The following is a 20,576-nucleotide window of genomic DNA, read 5'->3' as shown; positions in this document are numbered from 1 at the left end:
GTGGGGAGAGGCGGAGCGCTCATGGTCGGGGCCGGACGGATCGTCGTGGCACTGCTGGTACTCGTGCTGGGCGCGGGAGTCGGTGCAACGGGGACGGCGACAGCCGAAGGCCCGGCCCTTGAATCGTCCGGCACCTGGACCGGCACCTGGGAGGCCGCCGCCTCCGGAACCGCCCCGGGCAGCCCCGGCGCCTCCTTCCGCAACGTCGTCCATCTCGGCGTCGGCGGCAGCGCCACCCGCGTCCGGCTCACCAACCGGCTCGGCACCGCCCCCCTCCGCCTCGACGCGGTGACCGTCGCCCTCCGGAAGACGGGGCCGGACGCCGTGCCCGGTTCGATGCGCGTCGCCACCTTCCAGGGCGCCCGCACGGTCACGATCCCGGCGGGCCAGGACCTGGTCACCGACGCCGTCCCGCTCGCTGTACCCGACGGAGCCGACCTCCTGGTCACGGTCCACACACCCGACGACTCCGGCCCGGCGACCTACCACCGAGCGGCCGGACAGACCAACTACCGTGCCCCGAGCGGCAATCGGGCCGCCGACAGCGACGGTTCGGCCTATACGGCGACCACCACCTCCTGGTACTACGTCACCGGCGTCGACGTCCTCGACGCCCCGGCGGCCGGCAGTGTCGTCACCTTCGGCGACTCCCTCACCGACGGCAACGGCTCCACCCGCGACGCCAACCACCGCTGGCCCGACCGACTCTCCGAGCGCCTGGCCGCCCTGCCCGCGTACCGCCGACTCGGTGTCCTCAACGCCGGTGTCTCCGGCAACCGCCTGCTGCGCGACGGCGTCGGACCGAGCGCCCTGTCCCGCCTCGACGCCGACGCCCTCTCGCGGTCGGGCGTGCGCGTACTGATCGTCCTCGAAGGCATCAACGACATCAAAGGCACCCCGAACGCCACCGACCCCGGCGCCTTCGAGGACGCCTACCGCACCCTCGTGACCCGCGCCCACGCCCACGGCATCCGCGTCATCGGCGCGACCCTCACGCCGTACGGCGGCACCGGCGCCTTCACGGCGGCCCGCGAGGCCGTACGGCAGAAGGTCAACGTCTTCATCCGCGGCGGCGGCCCCTTCGACGGGGTGGTCGACTTCGACGCCGCCGTCCGCGACCCGCAGCAGCCGCAACGGATCAGGCCCGCCTACGACTGCGGCGACCACCTGCACTTCAGCGACGCGGGCATGCGGGCACTCGCCGACACGGTCGACCTGGCCATGCTCGGCTGAGGATCAGCCCCAGATCACCGCGCCCACCCAGGCCCCCATGATCAACATGCAGGTGAACAGCTCGGTCAGCACGCTGGAGCCGCCCGAGCGCATCGCCGTACGAAGGGAGGCCATGGCCTCGCCGTGCCGGCCCAGCCGTAGGCGTTCGTGGAGGTAGATGCCAGCCATGAATCCGGGGATCGCGCCGAGCACGGGGATCAGTACGAAGCCGAGGAACGCGCCGACTCCGGCGTACACGCCCATCCGGGGGGTCGCGCCGCTCGCCCGCAACCGTCGGGGCGGCAGGGTCCAGCGCACCACCTGGGAGAGGAAGAGGACGACCGTGGCGCCCACGAGGACGCCCCAGGACACCGGCTGCGGATCCTTCAGCGCCCACCACAGGACCGCGGCCCACACCAGCCACGACCCCGGCACTCCGGGCACCAAGACTCCGCACAGGCCGAGCAGGATGACGACGCCGACCAGGAGGAGTTCACCCACTCCCATCTGCCCAGCCTGCGGGATCCCGGGCGAAACCGCAGGTCAGCCACGGGCCACCCAGCCCAGTTCGTACGCATGCCAGCCCAGTTGCAGCCGGGTCGTCACGCCGGTCAGCTCCATCAGCCGCTTCACCCGGCGCTGGACCGTCCGCAGGCCCAGGTCGAGCTGTTTCGCGACGCTGGCGTCGGTCATCCCGGCCAGCAGCAGGGACAGCACCTCCAGGTCCGTGCCGTCGGGGCCCTCCGGGTCCTGCTCGGCGGCCCCGGACGCGCCGAGGCGCAGCGGGAGCGCGTCCCGCCAGACCGACTCGAAGAGGCCGCAGAGCAGCTCCAGCAGGCCGCTCGCGTGCACGACGAGCGCGGCGGGCTCCGCGGTGTGCGAGGTCAGCGGCACCAGCGCGAGGGTCCGGTCGGCGACCACCAGCTTCGTCGGCACCTTGTCCACCACCCGTACCTGCTCGTCGCGGCCTAGCGCGGCGGTGAGTTCGGTGATGCCGTCCGGCTGGTCGAGCACCGCGCGTTCGAGGACGACCCGGTAGCGGACCCCGCGTCCGGCGGCCTGCTCCTCCGCGTCGTTCTCCATGCCGGTGACGGCGACCGGGTTCCCGGTGACCAGCGCGCACACCTCCTCGGTCGCCCCGAGCTGGAGCTGCAGGAATCGTTGGGTGACGGCCGCGGCGCCGATCACCACCTCCACCAGGTCGTGTACGGCGGGTTCGGTGGCGGCTGCCCGGTACTCCTCGGCGAGCAGCGCGGCGGCCAGTTCGGCCTTCTCCAGCTCGTGCCGCTGCTGGGTGAGCAGCGCGCCGAGAGCGACCCCGGGCGGGGCGGCGACCCAGCGGCCGGGGCGGGCCGAGGACTGGGCCGCGAGTCCGTGCCGTTCCAGGCGGCGCAGGGCGCGCTCGGTGTCGTACTCCCCGAGGGCCAGCCGTCGGGCGAGATCGGGTACGTCCGCGGCGCCGACCGCCACCAGTGCCCGGTACGCCGACTCGTGTGCCTCGTCCAGGCCTATCGCCGCCAGCATCAGGTGCCGCCCCTCCCCGAAGACCCCGTCGTCCCGCACACCCTGGCGGAAAACAGCCACGGCGCAAAACCGCCTCGGCACATCATCGCCGTACCACCCGCCACTCTGCCAAGGTTGCGCCACCGCGGTACCGACAGCCGCCCGCAATGCCCGTATTGGGCCTGCTCGGCCTGCGGGTTCGTGCGCGGTGGGTCATGGGGGAGACAGGCGCGAATCACAGGGGAACTTCAGGAAAGCCGGTCACACTCGGGGCCGGACGGGCCGAACTCCCGACGGGATTCGGTCACATGGAACGTGACCCGGCCCCATGACGTGCGCCGGCACGTAGGGGAGTGGGGCCGGGTCACTCAGCCGTCGCCGGGCGGTCCTCCCGTGGGGGGTGGGGCCGTCCGGCGGCTGTGTGTCGCCCTGTGTCGGATGGGTGTTCGGTATGTCATCCGACACGCCGTTCGAGGAGGGGCGCGCACCGGATTTTCCGGACGCCCCGTTTTCATCCGGCCCGCGCGGTGGACAATTAGGGGCATGAGCCAGCAGGGGGGAACGCCGACCGGTCACGAGGACGACTGGTGGGGCAAGCTGTACGACGAGACCGCGGAGGACACGGGGCCCACGGTCGCGGCCGACTCCGTGGACGACCGGTTCGCCTCGGCGGCTGGGACGGTGGGGGTGCCTCCGGCGGACGAGCGGGCGCGTCCGGTGGGCGCGGGTGTCCCGGGGCCCCGCGCGGCAGCCCAGCCCAACTCCGAGCCACTTGCTGACCCGGGTTCCGCCTCCCCGCAGGCAGGCCGGCAGCCACCGTCCACGGCATCTCCGGGGGCTGCGGCATTCCCGCCAGGGACCCCGCTCCAGGGGCCGACGGAGACACCGGGCACCTCTGCTTCGGCGCCACGGACGCCGGTCGAGGGGCCGACGCCCGGTGCGGTTCGGGGCGGCGGTGGGGGTGGCTCCGCCGGTGCTTCGGGTGCTTCGGGTGCTTCGAGGGTGGATGGGGTTGGGGGCGGTTCCACGGGGAGTACCGGTGAGTTCGGTCCCGTCCGGGGCGACGCGGCAGGCGCGGCGGCTCCGGGTGACCGGCCGACCACAGCCACTGGCGCCGGCGCCTCGTCGTCTTCGGTTCCGGGTCCGGGAGGGGGCGGCTCGGATCTGTACGGCGAGCCTCCGGTGTGGCGGCAGTCTGGTGCGGTTGTTCCCGATGCGGCTGCGAGTGTTGGGCCTCCGGAGTGGAGGCCGTCTGGCGTGGTCGCTCCCGATGCGGAGCCGGATGTCGAGCTTCCGGTGTTGGGGCGCTCCGGCGCGGTCGCTCCCAAAGTGGACCTGAGTGGTGAGCCTCCGGTGGTCGTGCCTTTGGTCCCGGCCGTTCCTGTCGTGGATCCGAGTGGTGAGCCTCCGGTGGTTGCGCCTTTGGTCCCGGCCGTTCCCGGCACGGACCCGCATGTCGAGCCTCCGCTGGTCATGCCCCTGGCCCCCGCCGTCCCCAGCGACAAGGCCCCGCCCGCGCCGACCCGGCAGGGCCTGCACGCGGACACGCAGCCCGACCTCCCGTCGGCCGCCCCTCAGCGGACCGCCGGCGCGAAGCTCCCGCCCGCTTACCCGCAGCGACCCGCGGCTCCCGTACCTCCTGCCGACAACCCCGCCGTCGCTCCGGGGGATCTTCGTCCGGACGGGCTTTCCGCCCCTCAGTCATCGGCGGTTCCCGCACCCCCCACCGACAATCCCGCCATCGCCCAGCAATCCCCCCGCCAGGACCGCCCGTTCGACCCGCGTCCCTATCCCCAGCCACCGGCCGCGCCCGCACCCTTCGCCGACAGCCCCGCCCCCACCCCGCAGCCCCTCCCCATCGCCCCACCCCCCAACCTCCCCGCCCTCGCACCACCCCCACCCGCACCCCTCACCCTCGACTACGTCGGCTCAGGCCCGCCCACCTACGACGCCGAGCCCACCGCCCTGCCCCCGGCCGACCCGGACGAGCTCGACGACCTGGTCGCGGACACCGTGCTGGACGGGGCCCGGTACGGGGCGAGCACGCTCCGGGCCGCGTCCGTGCGGGGGGATTCCGCACGGTTCCGGGGCGAGCCGCGGCGGGACTCGTTGCTGACCGCGCGGTTCGGGGTCGGGGAGCAGGCGTTGGTGCTGGTCGCGATGGCCACAGGGGCCCGGGCCACGCCGGGAGCGCATCGGGCCGCCGCCGAGGCCTGTCACTGGATCGGGCGGGCCGTGGGGCGCAGCCATGCACGCCTCGCCGAGGACATCCGCGCTGCCCGGCGCGGTGATCTCAAGTCCGGCCTGCACCGGCTCACCGACCGCAGCCTCGGCAAACTCCGCGCCAGCGCCGCCGAACAGGGCATCGACCCCGAGGAGTACTCGGCCAGCCTGCGCTGCCTGCTCCTCCCCGCCCATCCGGAGTGCCGTACCCGCGTCTTCTTCGGTGTCGGCCCGGGCGGACTGTTCCGGCTGCGCGACGGCGAGTGGCAGGACATCGAGCCCACCGCGGGCGACACGACCGGGGAGGCCGTCGTCGGCTTCGGTTCGCAGCCCGCCGAGACCCCGGAGGGTGACCGGCTCACCATGGACCTCGGCATTCCGACGCCGCCGAGCCCGTACGAACCCGCCCCCGAACCGCCCCGCGAACCCTTCCGCTTCCGTGCCTCCGTCGCCCGCCCGGGAGACACCCTGCTGATGTGCACGGGCGGCCTCGCCGAACCGCTGCGCGGCGAACCCGAGCTGTCCGCCCACCTGTCGGGGCGGTGGTCCGGTACCACCCCGCCCGGCCTGGCCGCGTTCCTCGCCGACACCCAAGTACGGGTCAAGGGTTATGCCGACGACCGCACGGCCGCCGCCGTTTGGGAGGCGTGAGCGCCGAGGCTGTGAATTCATGGAACCCAGAGGGATCCGTAGGACACAGGAAACCGAAGGGCACCTGAGAGCCATGGCCAAGCAGAACGTTGCCGAACAGTTCGTCGACATCCTCGTCCGCGCCGGAGTCAAGCGCCTCTACGGCGTCGTCGGCGACAGCCTCAACCCGGTCGTCGACGCGATCCGCCGCAACTCCGCCATCGACTGGATCCACGTACGGCACGAGGAGACCGCCGCCTTCGCCGCCGGCGCGGAAGCGCAGATAACCGGGAAGCTCGCGGCCTGCGCCGGCTCCTGCGGTCCCGGCAACCTGCACCTCATCAACGGCCTCTACGACGCCCACCGTTCCATGGCCCCGGTCCTCGCCCTCGCCTCGCAGATTCCGTCCAGCGAGATCGGCCTCGGGTACTTCCAGGAGACCCACCCCGACCGGCTCTTCCAGGAGTGCAGTCACTACAGCGAACTCATCTCCAACCCGAAGCAGATGCCGCGGCTCCTCCAGACCGCCATCCAGCACGCGGTGGGGCAGAGTGGCGTGAGCGTCGTCTCGCTGCCGGGCGACATCGCCTCCGAGCCCGCCCCGGACAAGGCCGCCGAGACCGCCCTCGTCACCTCCCGCCCCTCCGTCCGCCCCGGCGACACCGAGATCGACAAACTCGTCCAGATGATCGACGAGGCCGACCGGGTCACCCTGTTCTGCGGCAGCGGCACCGCGGGCGCGCACGCCGAGGTCATGGAGTTCGCCGGGAAGATCAAGTCCCCGATCGGACACGCCCTCCGCGGCAAGGAGTGGATTCAGTACGACAATCCGTATGACGTAGGCATGAGCGGTCTGCTCGGTTACGGCGCCGCCTACGAAGCCACCCACGAGTGCGACCTGCTGATCCTCATCGGCACCGACTTCCCGTACAACGCGTTCCTGCCCGACGACGTGAAGATCGCCCAGATCGACGTACGGCCCGAACACCTGGGCCGGCGCTCGAAGTTGGACCTCGCTGTGTGGGGCGACGCGAAGGAGACGCTGCGCTGTCTCATCCCGCGGGTGAAGCCGAAGGGGGACCGGCGGTTCCTCGACCGGATGCTCAAGAAGCACGCCGACGCGTTGGAGGGTGTCGTCAAGGCGTACACGCGGAAGGTGGAGAAGCACGTCCCGATCCACCCCGAGTACGTTGCGTCCCTGGTCGACGAACTGGCCGACGAGGACGCCGTGTTCACCGTCGACACGGGGATGTGCAATGTGTGGGCCGCGCGCTACATCACGCCCAACGGCCGCCGCCGCATCATCGGTTCGTTCTCCCACGGCTCGATGGCGAACGCGCTGCCGATGGCGATCGGCGCCCAGTTCACCGACACCGAGCGGCAGGTCGTGTCGATGTCCGGCGACGGCGGATTCTCCATGCTGATGGGCGACTTCCTCACCCTCGTCCAGTACGACCTGCCGGTGAAGGTCGTCCTGTTCAACAACTCCTCCCTGGGCATGGTCGAGTTGGAGATGCTGGTCGCCGGACTCCCGTCGTACGGCACCACCAACAAGAACCCCGACTTCGCCGCCGTGGCGCGCGCGTGCGGTGCCTACGGGGTGCGGGTCGAGAAGCCCAAGGATCTCGAAGGCGCCCTGAAGACAGCCTTCAAGCACAAGGGCCCGGCCCTCGTCGACGTCGTCACCGACCCCAACGCCCTCTCCATCCCGCCGAAGATCAGCGCCGAGATGGTGACCGGGTTCGCGCTGTCGGCATCGAAGATCGTGCTGGACGGGGGAGTTGGGCGGATGCTCCAGATGGCCCGCTCCAACATCCGTAACGTGCCCCGGCCCTAGACCCGTCCGGTCCTAACCGTCGTACGGCGCCCAGCCCTTCGCCGAGTACCAGTAGTGCGGCAGGCCCTTGATGCCGCTCGTGCGGAACGGCTTGCCGTGGTCGTCGATGCGGAGGGTGCCGGTGCGGCCCTGGGAGGACCAGTCGAGTTCGAGGTACCAGCGGCAGTCGTAGGTCTGGGTGCGGGCCGTGACCAGCAGCACCTCCGGGTCCTGCGCCGAGACCCGGTACGGCAGGTGCACGGCCGGGGCCCGCGCCCCCGCCTCGTCGCTCCCGGCGACCGGGCGGGCGAGGGGGCGGCGGGCGTCCAGGTTCACACCGAAGTAGCGGGGGCTGAGCCCTCCGCCACAGCCCTGGTCCATGGCGTAGACGGTGCCGTGGGCCGGTGCCGCCCGGCCCACGACCCGCACCCGCAGCGCCTCCAGGACGACCGCCGTGGAGGTCCGCCCCTGTACCGAGATCTCGACGTTCGTGACCCGCCCGTGCACCGCGTGCTGCTTCGCCGCCCAGGCCGCGGCGTCCTCCGGGGCCGGGGGCGGTGGGACGTGCGCGGGCGACTTGTCGACGACGTAGTCGTGGCTGCAGTGGTCGCTCCACACCTGGGAGTCGGCGGTCCAGGTGAGGGGTGCGGGGAGAGCGGACGGTGCCGCCTCGGGCTTGGCGGTGTCGTGGGCGGACACGGCCGACAGACTGCCCCACACGGCGAGCACCGCGCACACCACGGCGGCGATGAGCGTGCGCCGCCGCCGGTACCAGGGCAGCTGCCCGGGCGTCTGTCCGGTCATCTCCCTGGGCGTCGGCTCCGGGACCTCGGCCGGTACCGATTCCTGCACCGATTCCTGCACCGATTCCTGGACCGGGTTCTCCGGCGGCGCCCCGGAAGCCTGTCGTTGTTGCCGTGCCGCCATCGCCAGGATCCACCGCCGGTGCAGCTCCAGCCGTTCCTCCGGTGTCGCCCCGCACAGTGCCGCGAACCGTTCCACGGGCGCGAAGTCGAGCGGGACGGTGTCGCCCGTGCAGTAGCGGTGCAGGGTCGAGGCGTTCATGTTCAGGCGGCGGGCCAGCGTGCCGTAGCTGCGGTCCGTGCGCGACTTCAGCCGCCGTAGCAGCGCCGCGAACTCCTCGACGTCCCTGTCGTTGTCCTTGGCCGACACCGTGCCCCCGTGCGTGTCGCGTCCTGGGACGGCATCCCAGGCACTCCATATATCAGGAGGTCAGGCGGGGTGGGACGGTTCCACCGTTGCGGAGTGGGTGTCGGTCATTGCGGTCTTCGCCGCCGGACGCCGAAGCTCGACTCGACCACAGCACGGCACCGAACCGAAACGGGGAACCCACGTGAACAGCAAGAAGGCCATGCGCCGCACCGCCCTGGCCGCCGGCCTCGCCCTCGCCCTCGGGCTGGGCGTCTCCGCCCAGGCCTCCGCCGGCGGCCCGCGCACCGTCAGCGGCAAGCCGTCCGACAACATCACCCGCATCGCCGACTTCTACGGCGCCTACATCGACGCCGAGAGCGACGCGGACCACAGCGGCAGGCTGACCGACGAGCTGCGGAAGTACTACATCCGCGCCGACTACCTGAAGAAGCTGGAGGCCTGGGAGGCGCGGGAGCACGCGGACGGTGTCCTGGAGGCCCAGGACACCCCCGTGGGCTGGAAGGTCACCGACAACGGCACCGCCGGCTACACGGAGGCCCGCGTCACCCTGATCTGGGCGGGCGGGGAGACCAGCAAGCTGGTCGTCGACATGACCCGCACGACCCACAAGATCTTCCACATCGGCACGAAGGGAATCGGCGGCAAGTAGGCCTCGCAGAGGAGCCGTTCGCGGTTCCTGAGCGGCTGATTCCGGCCAGTTTCGCGGAGCGTGGGCTTCATGGGCTTCTGGGGAGGTCCGGGGGGACCACCCGCCCCACGCCTTCGCGGACTACGGCCGGATCGGCAGCCCAGTATCGGCAGCTGGTGCGATCGCCCGTGGTCAGGACGTCACGGGGTGTCGGGTCCCGAGGCCGGGAGCCATGAGACCCCGGAGGGGAACGCCCCGACCGCCCCACCCGCGCCGCATACGCCGTATGGTCGCCGTTCGATGCTTCGGACGGCACTGCCCCCGATTCCTCCGCCCCGCCGGTTACGCAGTGTTCGTGGCCGAACACCCGGTCGTCGGCGACTCGACATGACTGCCCCGATCCCGACGAGGGCATGGATCCCCGTGAACATGTTCGAGCAGGAAGGGAACCGGAAAACCGGCGTGCAGGCGGGGGTCATGAAGAGGCAAGCACGAGGGGGCGGTCCCATGGCGATCGGGGCCTCCTCGGCGAAAACGGTGGAGGAAACGGCCGACAGCGCCACGGAACCGGCGCAGCCGCCTCAACTGAGGCGCAGACTCGGACGCGCGGACCTGCGGGCAGTGCCCGAGGCACGTAGGGCGTTGCGTGAACTGTTACGGCACTGGGGGAGGCCGGGACGATCGGAGATAGCGGAACTGCTCACGAGTGAACTCGTCACCAACGCACTGGTCCACACCGACCACGACGCCGTGCTGACGGCCACCGTCGGACCACGTGGACTGCGCGTGGAGGTACGGGACTTCGTGGCCCGCAGGCCCAGACTGCGCGTACCGATCGCCGACGACGGTACGCACGGGCGGGGCCTGGTCCTGGTGCAGTCCCTCGCGGACGCCTGGGGTGTGTCGGCCCACGGGGTGGGCAAGTCCGTCTGGTTCGAGCTCGATTCGGACACGGCATGAGCAACGGGACGGGGGCGGCGTCCAGTTGGACTCCGCCCCCGTCCCGTTGTCGCCCGGTCCCGGAATATCAGTTCTCAGCTCAGCCGAACTGCTGCTCCAGGTCCTTGAGCTTGCGCTCAAGGGAGTCGAGTCGCGGCAGGGCCATCGTGTCGTCCTCCGCGGTGAGGTCGACGGTTATCGGGTCAGATGCCCCGCGGACTGGCTGGAGTGAGGGACGCGTGCGAACCGGCAGCGGTTCTCCCGTCGATAGAGCAGGCTCCGCGGAAGCTTGACCGGAGCCGCGCTCCAGGGCCTGCGGTTCCGGCGACCGGCCGCCGCCCCGTCCGATGAGGCCGCGCTGGCCCCGGCTTATGGCCTTGAGCTGGGCCCGCTCGATCCGCTGCTGGTCGCGCCGGCGCAGTCGGGTCTCTTCCTTCTTCGCCTTGTCCTCGCGCACCTCGTCGACCGCCTCGTCCAGGCTGCGCACGTTCTCCAGGAGCATCAGCGACCAAGCACTGTAGGTCTCCCTGGGGGCCCGCAGCCAGCGGACGATACGGATCTGCGGCAGCGGACGCGGCACCAGACCCTGCTCGCGCAGCGCGGCCCGTCGGGTCTGCTTCAGCGCGCGGTCGAACAGGACCGCGGCCGACAGCGACATGCCGGAGAAGAACTGCGGAGCGCCCGCGTGGTCGACACCCCTGGGCGCGTGCACCCAGTTGAACCAGGCGGCAGCGGCCGCGAACGTCCATACGAGTATGCGGGAGCCGAGGGCCGCGTCACCGTGGCTGGCCTCGCGGACCGCGAGGACGGAGCAGAACATGGCCGCGCCGTCCAGGCCGAACGGGACCAGGTACTCCCAGCCGTCGGTGAGGCCGAGGTTCTCCTGGCCGAAGCCGACCAGTCCGTGGAAGGAGAGTGCCGCGGCGACCGCCGCACAGCAGAACAGAAGGACGTAGGAGGCGATGCCGTATATGGCCTCCTTGCGCCTGCGGCGCTCCTCCGTGCGCTCCCACGAGTCGTCTTTCGCGTGCTCCCCGCCGGACCGCTTGCTCCGCGCGAGCACCGCTACCGCCGCCAGCATGCCCAGGAGCAGTACGGCGCCGGGAAGCAGCCAGTTCAGCGATATGTCGGTCAGTCTCATCTGGGGTCCCTTGCATTGGGATAGGGCGTAACGCCCGCCATAGTGGCCCAATCCCAACGGCCCTCAGGCGTTTTCGGGGCAAGAGGCCGCCAAGGAGGTGCAAGGGGATGCCCAGGGCGGCTTTCTGCTCGAACTGCCGCTTGAGGGGCGGGAGTTGAGTTCGAATAAGACTACCCGTACGGGTGGTTCCACGGAAAGTTCCTGCGACAAGTGAGGAATTTGTGAATCACCTGTAACCGGGCGGGCGCCTCGTTCGCGGCTGATCCTAGCGGTCCCGGAATCCGGCCCGCGCCTGAGGGTCCCTCAACTCGCGGCGGCAGCCAGCAGCTTGGTGACCCGGTCCGCCTCGCAGGTGCGCGGACAGGTCGCGCAGGCGTCGTCGGCGTCCAGCGTGTAGTACATGCAGCAGCTCGCCCGGTCCCGGGTGGACAGCGGCTCGCCGTCCGGGCCGGTCACCTCACGGAACGCGGCCGACCCGATGTACGGCTTGGTCGCCCCCGGCAGCAGCCTCTCCAACTCGCGTACGGCCCGCGGCTGTTCGCCGAAGAGGTCGGCGACGTACCAGAGCCCCTCCACGATCTCGTCGGTCGCCATGCCCCACAGGGCGCGGCCACGCCGTCGCATCCGCGGGCCGAAGCCGGTCAGTACGGGTTCCAGGTGCTCGGCGACCGCGGCCCGCACCTCCGCCCGCAGCGCCTCCTCGTCCGCGACCACCCGGGCGCCGGGCAGCGCCGCCGCCGGATCGCCGGGCAGGCAGGCGAACGAGTCGGTGCGGACGGTCAGGTGGCCCATGTCCAGGCCGGCGGCCGTGCGGTCGTAGGAGATGTGGGTCACCGGGAAGCGGGGGACCCGGCGGTGCAGGAACCACGGCACGGTGATCAGCAGGACGACCGGCCAGGCGTAGCGGTGCAGGCCGAACGTCGCTATCACGTCCGGGCGGCCCGGCCGGCCGTGGTCGCGCAGGACCTGGGCGTCGTCCCGGGCCAGGAACGCCTCCAGGCCCGCGCCGCCCTCCGCGAGCGCGGCGGCGCAGACCCAGCCGCCGCCGCTCGGGGCCGGTTGCTCCGGGGTGAGTTCGGTGATCGCGAGCCCGGGGATGACCTCGGTGAGGCGGGCGTACGCGTCCGCTACGGCCGAAGAGGGCAGGGGCATCCGGGACCACCGATTCGCCGTTGGTTTAGAGGTAAGGCTTACCTTACCCGCGCGGCTCGGGATTTGAACTAGTCCGATCTGCGCCTAAGGTGCTTGACGGACGAGTAACAAGACGCCGTAATGACCCCAAGTACCGACACGTCCGGAGGAGGACCCGTGAAGCAGGGCACGCAGGGTTCCGCCGGGACGGGTGTTCCGGACCCGAGTGCGACAAGGGCGGCCTGGGTGCCGCCGCAGCAGCGCGCCGCGGACGTGGGCCGGGACCGGGATCTCGGGGACGGCGCCAGTGCGGTGCGCGGTGAGCACACGCACAGCGAGACGCCGATCCCCCGCCCCCGTCAGGTTCTCCAGCGGCCCTCCGTGCGCGGGCAGATCCTGGACGCCCTGCGCACCGCGCTCGTCGGCGGGGAGCTGACCCCGGGCGAGGTCTACTCCGCGCCCGCGCTCGGCGAGCGGTTCGGTGTCTCCGCGACGCCCGTGCGCGAGGCCATGCAGCAGCTCGCCACCGAGGGCGCCGTCGAGGTCGTACCGAACCGCGGCTTCCGGGTGATCGAGCGGGGCGCCCGGGAACTGGCCGAACTGGCCGAGATCCGCGCCCTGATCGAGGTCCCGGTGATGCTGCGGCTCGCCCGTACGGTGCCCGCCGCCCGCTGGGCCGACCTGCGCCCCCTGGCCGAGGGAACCGTCCGCGCCGCGTCCTCCGGATGCCGGGCCACGTACGCCGAGTCCGACCGGGCCTTCCACTGCGGGCTGCTCTCCCTCTCCGGCAACGAACAGCTCGTCCACATCGCCGAGGACCTGCACCGCCGCGCCCAGTGGCCGCTGGTCGGCGGCCCTGCCGCGCGTGGGCGGGCCGACCTGGTGGCGGACGCCGCCGAACACCTGGAACTCCTGGAGGCGTTGTGCGCGGGGGAGTGGGACATGGTGCAGTCCCTGGTGCGGGAGCACTTCGCGGGCGCGGTGTGAACGCGAATATGTGACTCCGGTCACGAGCGGGTCCGGGTCCGGCGACCGTGGGCCGCACCGGGAACCCGCCCGACCGGCGGTGACGTGCCCCATGGAGAGGAATGACCGTTCCATGGGGGAGAGCGCCGATGTTTCCGAATCCCGGCCAGCAGGCCGCCCGACGAGGCGCTGAGCAGTCGGCGCGACAGGCATCGCAGGACGGGATGCGCGCCGCGCAGGCGGGAGCCCGGCGAAGCCACTCCCGCCCCGGACGCGGCGGCGGTTTGCTGACCTTCCTACTGCTCGTCGCCGTCGTGGTGTTGGTCGCGCGCGACCCCGAACTCCGGGCGTCCGTCCTGCAGTTCGTCCACCACGTCGTGAACGTCGTGCAGAACCGGACCGAGGGCTCCTGACCTACGCCGTGGCCGCACCCGGAGCGGGCACCGCCAACTGCCGTGCCAGCCAGGTCGGTACGCCCCCGAGCAGCCGGAACAGCCGCCGGGCCTCCTCGCGCAGCCGGGACGCCTCCGGCTCGACCTCGGCGTCCGCGAGGGACGCCAGGGCCGGTGCCGTACCGACGAGGTAGCCCAACTCCTCCCGGATCCGCAGCGATTCGGCGAAGCCGTGCCGCGCCTCCGCCAACTCCCCGTCCCGCAGGGCCAGTCCGGCCAGGTGACGATGAGTGAACGACAGCAGCAGCGGGTCGGCCTGGTCGGCGGCCCCCGCGTGCGCACGCCGGTACGCGGCCCGCGCCGCCTGCGGCGAACGCGCGAGGTTCTCCGCGAGCAGCCCGCGCCGGAAGTCCAGCAGCGCCCGCCCCGAACCACCCGGCGGGATCAGCGCCGCCGCCCGCCCGAGCGCGGCCCGCGCCTCGTCCGCCCGGTCGCGGACCCCGTGCAGCGTGGCCGCGTAGGCGAGGTGCCCGCGCTCGCAGGCCGCCGCACCGCGCTCGTCGTCGCTGTGGGCCAGGGCCTCGGCCGTACGCAGCGCGTCATCGGCCTCCTCCCAGCCCTGCTCGGTGTACAGACACCGCTCCACGAGCAGCGCGGTCCGCTGCAGGGCCGGTGCCGCGGTGTCGGGCCGCAGCAGCGCCGCCGCGTCGGCCCAGCAGGCCCGCGAGCGCAGCCGCCACACCGCGGTCTGGAGGGGATCGTCACCTTCGGTCGTTCCGTTTCCAGACATGGCGGAATGCGCCACGTTGCCCTCCCCGAGCACACCATTGAGCTGTTGAGTGGTGGCATCTCAGCACGAATCCCGGGGCCCGGCCAAGAGGGTGGGTGAAAGAATTCACAAAGTCGTGGGATCTTCGGGTCAGCTCATCCGCAGCGCCAGGAAGAAATCCAGCTTGTCCTCAAGGCGCGAGAGGTCCCGACTCGTCAACTGCTCGATCCTGCCGACCCGGTAGCGCAACGTGTTGACGTGCAGGTGCAGCCGGGTCGCACAGCGCGTCCAGGAGCCGTCGCACTCCAGGAACGCCTCCAGCGTCGGGATCAGCTCCGCGCGGTGCCGGCGGTCGTAGTCGCGCAGCGGGTCGAGGAGGCGCGCGGTGAACGCCCGCCGTACGTCGTCCGGCACGAACGGCAGCAGCAGGACGTGCGAGGCCAGCTCCTGGTGCCCCGCCGCGCACACCCGCCCGGGCCTGGCGGCGGCCACCCGCCGCGCGTGCCGCGCCTCCTCCAGCGCCCCGCGCAGCCCCTCCGCCGAGTGCACCGCCGCGCTCACCCCGAGCGTGACCCGCCCGTCGTCGTCGAGCCCGGCCGACAGTGGGTCCCGTACGGCCTCCAGGAGTACGTCCGCGTGGATCCCGGACTCGGAGCCGTCGTGCTCCGCCGACACCGCGGGCAGCGGTACGAGGGCGATGGCCTCGTCGCCCATGTGGGCCACGGCGATCCGGTCGGAGGGCTCGGGGCCCGTCGTCAGCGGATCGACCAGGATCTCCTCCAGCAGGGACTGGGCGACCGGCCCGGCCTCGATGTCCCCGCCGTCCCACTCGACGCGGGCCACGATCACCTGCCAGTGCGGGGCCGCACCGAGCCCGGGCAGCAGGACGGGAGCGGCGACCCGCAGGCGCGCGGCGATCTCGGCCGGCGCGGCACCCGCCTGCACCAGCTCCAGGACCTCCTGCGCGAGCCGTCTGCGTACCGTGCGCGCCGCGTCCCGCCGGTCCCGCTCGACCGCGATCAGCTGCGTGACGCCCTGGAGCAGGTCCAGTCGCTCGTCGGGCCAGTCCCCGGCGTCCGCCTCGACCGCCAGCAGCCAGTCCGACAGCACCGTCTCGCGCACGTCCCGGGACCCCTGCGGGGAGCGCCCGCTGCTGCGGATCGGGAAGAGCGAGTACGTCGAGGGGCCCAGCGCCAGCCGGTGCGGTCCCCGGCGGCCCGTGCGGGCGGCGGCCAGGTGCTCGGCGGCCAGCTTGGCGCACACGTCGACGGGCAGCGCGGGCCCCGACACCTTCGAGCCCGCGATGAGCCGCCCGGTCGGCGACAGCACCCACGCCCGCAGGTCCAGGTCGGAGCCCAGCAGGTCCAGGACCACGTCCGGGCCGCCGCCCGCCGGACCCGAGGTCATCATCCGGCGGTGCCGGTCCACCACGGCCGCGAGATCACCGGCCCGCTCGCCGGACACCTGCCGTACGACATGCTCGGTGATCGTCGCGAACGCCACCGACTCGTTGACCGCGAACAGCGGCAGCCGGTGCCGGGCGCAGGCGGCTATGAGGTCGTCCGGGACTGCCCCCAGCTCGGCCTCTCCGGCGGCCAGCGCGGCCACCCCGGCGGACACCAGGAGCCGTACGAACGGCTCGGTGTCGGAGGCGTCGCGGCGCCAGGCCAGACCGGTCAGGACCAGCTCGCCGCCCGAGAGGTAGCGGCTGGGGTCGCGCAGGTCGGTGGTCATCACCCCGCGGACCGTGCGGTCCAGCTCGTCCGCGCCGCCGAGCAGCCGCAGCCCCAGCGCATCGGTGTCCAGAAGTGCGCGCAGCCGCATCGCCGTCGCCGCCGTTCTTTGTCTAGAAAACTACGATGAACCAAGAGGTGTTGTGGGTGCGGGGCCGTGCGGGGCTGTTTCCCACGTTTCCACAGGGAATCGGAGGGGTTACTGATGACCTCCGTTCATATGAATCTACAAGATGCCCGCCCTGGCCAGCCAACTCCTTCATGGTTTCCGTGACTGACCCGCTCCGCGCACGGCGCTGTGTACTGACCTCACGCTGCATTAACAGCACATGAACGAGCCGGACCCGCCGCACACGAACTGGCTTGATCCGTACGACCCACGAGACGAAGAAGAGAGCCGGTCATGGACTTCCTTCGCCCCGCCAGCTGGGAGGAGGCGCTCGCCGCTAAGGCCGAGCACCCCACCGCAGTCCCGATCGCGGGCGGCACCGATGTGATGGTCGAGATCAACTTCGACCACCGTCGGCCCGAGTACCTGCTCGACCTGAACCGCGTCGGCGACCTCTACGAGTGGGAGGTCGGCGCGGACAGCGTGCGGCTCGGGGCCTCGGTCCCGTACACCCGGATCATGGAGAACCTGCGCGGCGAGCTGCCGGGCCTCTCCCTCGCCTCGCACACCGTCGCCTCCCCGCAGATCCGCAACCGCGGCGGCGTCGGCGGCAACCTCGGCACCGCCTCCCCGGCCGGCGACGCCCACCCCGCGCTCCTCGCGGCCGGCGCCGAGGTCGAGGCCGAGTCGGTGCGCGGCACCAGGCTCATCCCGATCGACGAGTTCTACACCGGCGTGAAGCGCAACGCGCTCGCGCCCGACGAGCTGATCCGGGCCGTCCACATCAAGAAGGCGGACGGCCCGCAGCAGTACTCCAAGGTGGGCACGCGGAACGCGATGGTGATCGCCGTGTGCGCCTTCGGTCTGGCCCTGCACCCGGCCACCCGCACGGTCCGCACCGGCATCGGTTCGGCCGCGCCGACCCCCGTCCGGGCGAAGGCCGCCGAGGAATTCCTGAACGCGGCGCTCGACGAGGGCGGCTTCTGGGAGAGCGGGAAGATCATCACCCCGTCGGTCGCCAAGCAGTTCGCGGACCTGTGCTCCGCCGCCTGCAACCCGATCGACGACGTCCGGGGCACCGCGAGCTACCGCCGGCATGCGGTCGGCATCATGGCCCGCCGCACCCTGACCTGGACCTGGGAGTCGTACCGCGGCACTGACGGCCGCTCCATCGAGAAGGGGAGTGTCGCCTGATGCGCGTCAATTTCACGGTCAACGGCCGCCCGCAGGAAGCGGACGACGTGTGGGAGGGCGAGTCCCTGCTGTACGTGCTGAGGGAGCGGATGGGCCTCCCGGGTTCGAAGAACGCCTGCGAGCAGGGGGAGTGCGGTTCCTGCACCGTCCGCCTCGACGGCATCCCGGTGTGTTCGTGTCTCGTCGCCGCCGGTCAGGTCGAGGGCCGCGAGGTCGTCACCGTCGAGGGCCTCGCGGACTACGCGCGGCAGCGGGCATGTGGTGCGGAAAAGTGTGACACTTCCGCGAAAAATGACACACTTTCTCAGAGTGGGTCCCCTGCCTGGCACCCCAAGCCGACCGACTCGCAGACCGGCGAGGGCACCCGACTCGCCCCCATCCAGCAGGCGTTCATCGACGCCGGCGCCGTCCAGTGCGGCTTCTGCACCCCCGGGCTCCTCGTCGCCGCCGACGAGATGCTGGAGCACAACCCGACCCCGACCGACGCGGACATCCGCGAGGCGCTCTCGGGCAACCTGTGCCGCTGCACCGGCTACGAGAAGATCATGGACGCGGTCCGCCTGGCGGCAGCCCGGCAGGGAGAGGCGGTCTGACATGTCTGTCAAAGGCACCCCCATCGGTACTCCCACCAAGGTCACCCAGGGTTCGCAGACCAAGGGCGGCATCGGCGAGTCCACGCTCCGCCCGGACGGCACCCTCAAGGTCACCGGCGAGTTCGCGTACTCCTCCGACATGTGGCACGAGGACATGCTCTGGGGCCAGATCCTCCGCTCCCCGGTCGCGCACGCCGAGATCGTCTCCATCGACACCGTCGAGGCGCTCAAGACCCCGGGCGTCTACGCCGTCATGACGTACGACGACCTGCCGACCGACGTCAAGAACTACGGCCTGGAGATCCAGGACACCCCGGTCCTCGCCCACGGCAAGGTCCGCCACCACGGCGAGCCGGTCGCGATCGTCGCCGCCGACCACCCGGAGACCGCCCGCCGCGCCGCCGCGAAGATCAAGGTCGAGTACCGCGAACTCCCGGTCATCACCGATGAGTTGTCCGCCACGGCGCCGGACGCGATCCTCGTCCACGAGGGCCGCGACGACCACCATATCGGCCACGTCCCGCACCCGAACATCGTGCACCGCCAGCCGATCATTCGCGGCGACGTGGCGGCCGCCCGGGAGCGCGCCGACTTCATCGTCGAGGGCGAGTACACCTTCGGCATGCAGGACCAGGCGTTCCTCGGCCCGGAGTCGGGTCTCGCGGTCCCCTCCGAGGACGGCGGCGTCGACCTCTACATCGCGACCCAGTGGCTGCACTCGGACCTCAAGCAGATCGCGCCCGTGCTCGGCCTGCCCGAGGACAAGGTCCGGATGACGCTGTCCGGCGTCGGCGGCGCGTTCGGCGGTCGCGAGGACCTGTCGATGCAGATCCACGCCTGCCTGCTGGCCCTGCGCACCGGCAAGCCGGTCAAGATCGTCTACAACCGTTTCGAGTCCTTCTTCGGGCACGTCCACCGCCACCCCGCCAAGCTCTACTACGAGCACGGCGCCACGAAGGACGGCAAGCTCACCCACCTCAAGGCCAGGATCGTCCTGGACGGCGGCGCCTACGCGTCGGCCTCCCCGGCGGTCGTAGGAAACGCTTCCTCGCTCGGTGCCGGTCCGTACGTCATCGACGACGTCGACATCGAGGCCATCGCGCTCTACACCAACAACCCGCCCTGCGGCGCGATGCGCGGCTTCGGCGCGGTCCAGGCGTGCTTCGCCTACGAGGCCCAGATGGACAAGCTCGCCGACAAGGTGGGCATGGACCGGGTCGCGTTCCGCCAGCTCAACGCGATGGAGCAGGGGACGATCATGCCGACCGGGCAGCCGGTCGACTCCCCGGCCCCCGTCGCCGAACTCCTCCGCCGCGTCAAGGCGATGCCCATGCCGCCCGAGCAGCAGTGGCTCGCGGCCGGAGAGGCCGCCGACGTACGGCAGTTGCCGGGCGGTCTGTCCAACACCACGCACGGCGAAGGCGTCGTCCGCGGGGTCGGGTACGCGGTCGGCATCAAGAACGTCGGCTTCTCCGAGGGATTCGACGACTACTCAACTGCCAAGGTCCGCCTGGAAGTTGTCGGCGGAGAACCCGTCGCCGTCGTGCACACCGCGATGGCGGAGGTCGGCCAGGGCGGTGTCACCGTCCACGCGCAGATCGCCCGCACCGAGCTGGGCGTCACCCAGGTGACGATCCATCCGGCCGACACGCAGGTGGGCAGCGCCGGTTCGACCTCGGCCTCCCGCCAGACGTACGTCACCGGTGGCGCCGTCAAGAACTCCTGCGAGCTGGTCCGCGAGAAGGTCCTGGAGATGGGCCGCCGCAAGCTCGGCACCTACCACCCGGCCTGGGCCACCGCCGAACTCCTCCTGGAGGGCGGCAAGGTCGTCACCGACGGCGGTGAGGTGCTGGCCGATCTGGTCGACGTCCTCGAAGGCGAGGCCGTAGAGATCGAGGCCGAGTGGCGGCACCGCCCCACCGAGGCCTTCGACCTCCGTACCGGACAGGGCTTCGGGCACGTCCAGTACACCTTCGCCGCGCACCGCGCCGTCGTCGAGGTCGACACCGAACTCGGCCTGGTCAAGGTGATCGAACTGGCCTGCGCACAGGACGTCGGCAAGGCGCTCAACCCGCTGTCCGTCATCGGCCAGATCCAGGGCGGTACGGTCCAGGGTCTCGGCGTGGCGGTCATGGAGGAGATCATCGTCGACCCGAAGACCGCCAAGGTCAGGAACCCGTCCTTCACGGACTACCTGATCCCCACCATCCTCGACACGCCGACCATTCCGGTCGATGTGCTCGAACTCGCCGACGAGCACGCCCCGTACGGGCTGCGCGGCATCGGCGAGGCCCCGACCCTGTCGTCAACTCCGGCCGTGCTAGCGGCCATTCGGAACGCGACCGGGCTGGAACTGAACAGGACACCGGTACGCCCGGAGCACCTCACGGGCAAGTGACCCTCCGGGTCCCCACATTGTTCGTC

General features: G+C 71.5%; 17 protein-coding genes. 10 read left to right on the top strand and 7 right to left on the bottom strand.

The genetic code is table 11. The annotated features are described in order from the left end of the window. The first annotated feature begins 21 nt into the window (after window positions 1–21). Window positions 22–1,233, top strand: coding sequence for an SGNH/GDSL hydrolase family protein (locus AB0I69_RS10365; protein ID WP_363095181.1), 1,212 nt, complete (start codon window positions 22–24; stop codon window positions 1,231–1,233). Between the two features lie 3 nt (window positions 1,234–1,236). On the opposite strand, the gene AB0I69_RS10360 is transcribed toward AB0I69_RS10365, so the two are convergent. Continuing rightward, the gene (locus tag AB0I69_RS10360) at window positions 1,237–1,719 is read right to left on the bottom strand and encodes a DUF456 domain-containing protein (RefSeq protein ID WP_363095180.1); all 483 of its coding nucleotides are present in this window, start codon (window positions 1,717–1,719) and stop codon (window positions 1,237–1,239) included. 36 nt (window positions 1,720–1,755) lie between these two features. Then, a complete protein-coding gene (locus tag AB0I69_RS10355) occupies window positions 1,756–2,736 on the bottom strand; it encodes a helix-turn-helix domain-containing protein (RefSeq protein ID WP_363095570.1) in 981 nt (326 codons plus the stop codon). 1,452 nt (window positions 2,737–4,188) lie between these two features. Here AB0I69_RS10355 and AB0I69_RS10350 point away from each other — a divergent pair. Both AB0I69_RS10350 and AB0I69_RS10345 read left to right on the top strand, forming a co-directional pair. After that, a complete protein-coding gene (locus tag AB0I69_RS10350; RefSeq protein ID WP_363095179.1) occupies window positions 4,189–5,589 on the top strand; it encodes a protein phosphatase 2C domain-containing protein in 1,401 nt (466 codons plus the stop codon). 73 nt (window positions 5,590–5,662) lie between these two features. Continuing rightward, a complete protein-coding gene (locus AB0I69_RS10345; protein ID WP_363095178.1) occupies window positions 5,663–7,405 on the top strand; it encodes a pyruvate dehydrogenase in 1,743 nt (580 codons plus the stop codon). A gap of 12 nt (window positions 7,406–7,417) precedes the next feature. Here AB0I69_RS10345 and AB0I69_RS10340 read toward each other — a convergent pair whose 3' ends face one another. Further along, a complete protein-coding gene (locus AB0I69_RS10340; protein WP_363095177.1) occupies window positions 7,418–8,557 on the bottom strand; it encodes a helix-turn-helix transcriptional regulator in 1,140 nt (379 codons plus the stop codon). Window positions 8,558–8,738: 181 nt separating this feature from the next. On the opposite strand from AB0I69_RS10340, the gene AB0I69_RS10335 reads away from it, so the two are divergent. Both AB0I69_RS10335 and AB0I69_RS10330 read left to right on the top strand, forming a co-directional pair. Then, entirely contained in the window at window positions 8,739–9,206 is a 468-nt protein-coding gene (locus AB0I69_RS10335; protein WP_363095176.1) for a hypothetical protein, read from the top strand. A 486-nt stretch (window positions 9,207–9,692) separates the two neighbouring features. Beyond that, window positions 9,693–10,145: an ATP-binding protein gene (locus AB0I69_RS10330; protein ID WP_363095175.1), complete on the top strand. Its 453-nt coding sequence runs from the start codon at window positions 9,693–9,695 to the stop codon at window positions 10,143–10,145. Window positions 10,146–10,224: 79 nt separating this feature from the next. Here AB0I69_RS10330 and AB0I69_RS10325 read toward each other — a convergent pair whose 3' ends face one another. After that, window positions 10,225–11,265, bottom strand: a complete 1,041-nt coding sequence (locus AB0I69_RS10325; protein WP_363095174.1) for a DUF2637 domain-containing protein — start codon at window positions 11,263–11,265, stop codon at window positions 10,225–10,227. A gap of 303 nt (window positions 11,266–11,568) precedes the next feature. Continuing rightward, a complete protein-coding gene (locus AB0I69_RS10320; RefSeq protein WP_363095173.1) occupies window positions 11,569–12,417 on the bottom strand; it encodes a (2Fe-2S)-binding protein in 849 nt (282 codons plus the stop codon). A gap of 156 nt (window positions 12,418–12,573) precedes the next feature. Here AB0I69_RS10320 and AB0I69_RS10315 point away from each other — a divergent pair, with 156 nt between their 5' ends. Then, entirely contained in the window at window positions 12,574–13,383 is an 810-nt protein-coding gene (locus AB0I69_RS10315) for a GntR family transcriptional regulator (RefSeq protein ID WP_363095172.1), read from the top strand. A gap of 128 nt (window positions 13,384–13,511) precedes the next feature. Further along, window positions 13,512–13,775: a hypothetical protein gene (locus AB0I69_RS10310; RefSeq protein ID WP_363095171.1), complete on the top strand. Its 264-nt coding sequence runs from the start codon at window positions 13,512–13,514 to the stop codon at window positions 13,773–13,775. Window position 13,776: 1 nt separating this feature from the next. Here the strand turns inward: AB0I69_RS10310 and AB0I69_RS10305 are convergent, their stop codons facing one another. Together AB0I69_RS10305 and AB0I69_RS10300 are read right to left on the bottom strand one after the other, a co-directional pair. Then, complete coding sequence (locus AB0I69_RS10305; protein ID WP_363095170.1) at window positions 13,777–14,559, bottom strand: hypothetical protein; 783 nt, start codon at window positions 14,557–14,559, stop codon at window positions 13,777–13,779. A gap of 114 nt (window positions 14,560–14,673) precedes the next feature. Next, window positions 14,674–16,347, bottom strand: a complete 1,674-nt coding sequence (locus tag AB0I69_RS10300; protein ID WP_363095169.1) for a PucR family transcriptional regulator ligand-binding domain-containing protein — start codon at window positions 16,345–16,347, stop codon at window positions 14,674–14,676. A gap of 312 nt (window positions 16,348–16,659) precedes the next feature. Between AB0I69_RS10300 and AB0I69_RS10295 the strand changes: the two genes are divergently transcribed. From AB0I69_RS10295 to AB0I69_RS10285, 3 genes are read left to right on the top strand one after another with little or no spacing between them, the layout of a single operon-like run. Then, window positions 16,660–17,559, top strand: a complete 900-nt coding sequence (locus AB0I69_RS10295; protein WP_363095168.1) for a xanthine dehydrogenase family protein subunit M — start codon at window positions 16,660–16,662, stop codon at window positions 17,557–17,559. After that, on the top strand, window positions 17,559–18,152 hold the full coding sequence (locus AB0I69_RS10290) for a (2Fe-2S)-binding protein (protein ID WP_363095167.1): 594 nt from the start codon (window positions 17,559–17,561) through the stop codon (window positions 18,150–18,152). The genes AB0I69_RS10295 and AB0I69_RS10290 overlap by 1 nt, the downstream gene beginning before the upstream one ends. A 1-nt stretch (window position 18,153) precedes the next feature. Next, the gene (locus AB0I69_RS10285) at window positions 18,154–20,550 is read left to right on the top strand and encodes a molybdopterin cofactor-binding domain-containing protein (protein ID WP_363095166.1); all 2,397 of its coding nucleotides are present in this window, start codon (window positions 18,154–18,156) and stop codon (window positions 20,548–20,550) included. The last annotated feature ends 26 nt before the right edge of the window (window positions 20,551–20,576 follow it).

The sequence above is a fragment of the Streptomyces sp. NPDC050508 genome (assembly GCF_040655155.1).
In the GTDB taxonomy this organism is placed as follows: Bacteria; Actinomycetota; Actinomycetes; order Streptomycetales; family Streptomycetaceae; genus Streptomyces.
Note: the sequence above shows the minus strand (reverse complement) of the source record. Positions and strands in the feature narration are given on the sequence as shown.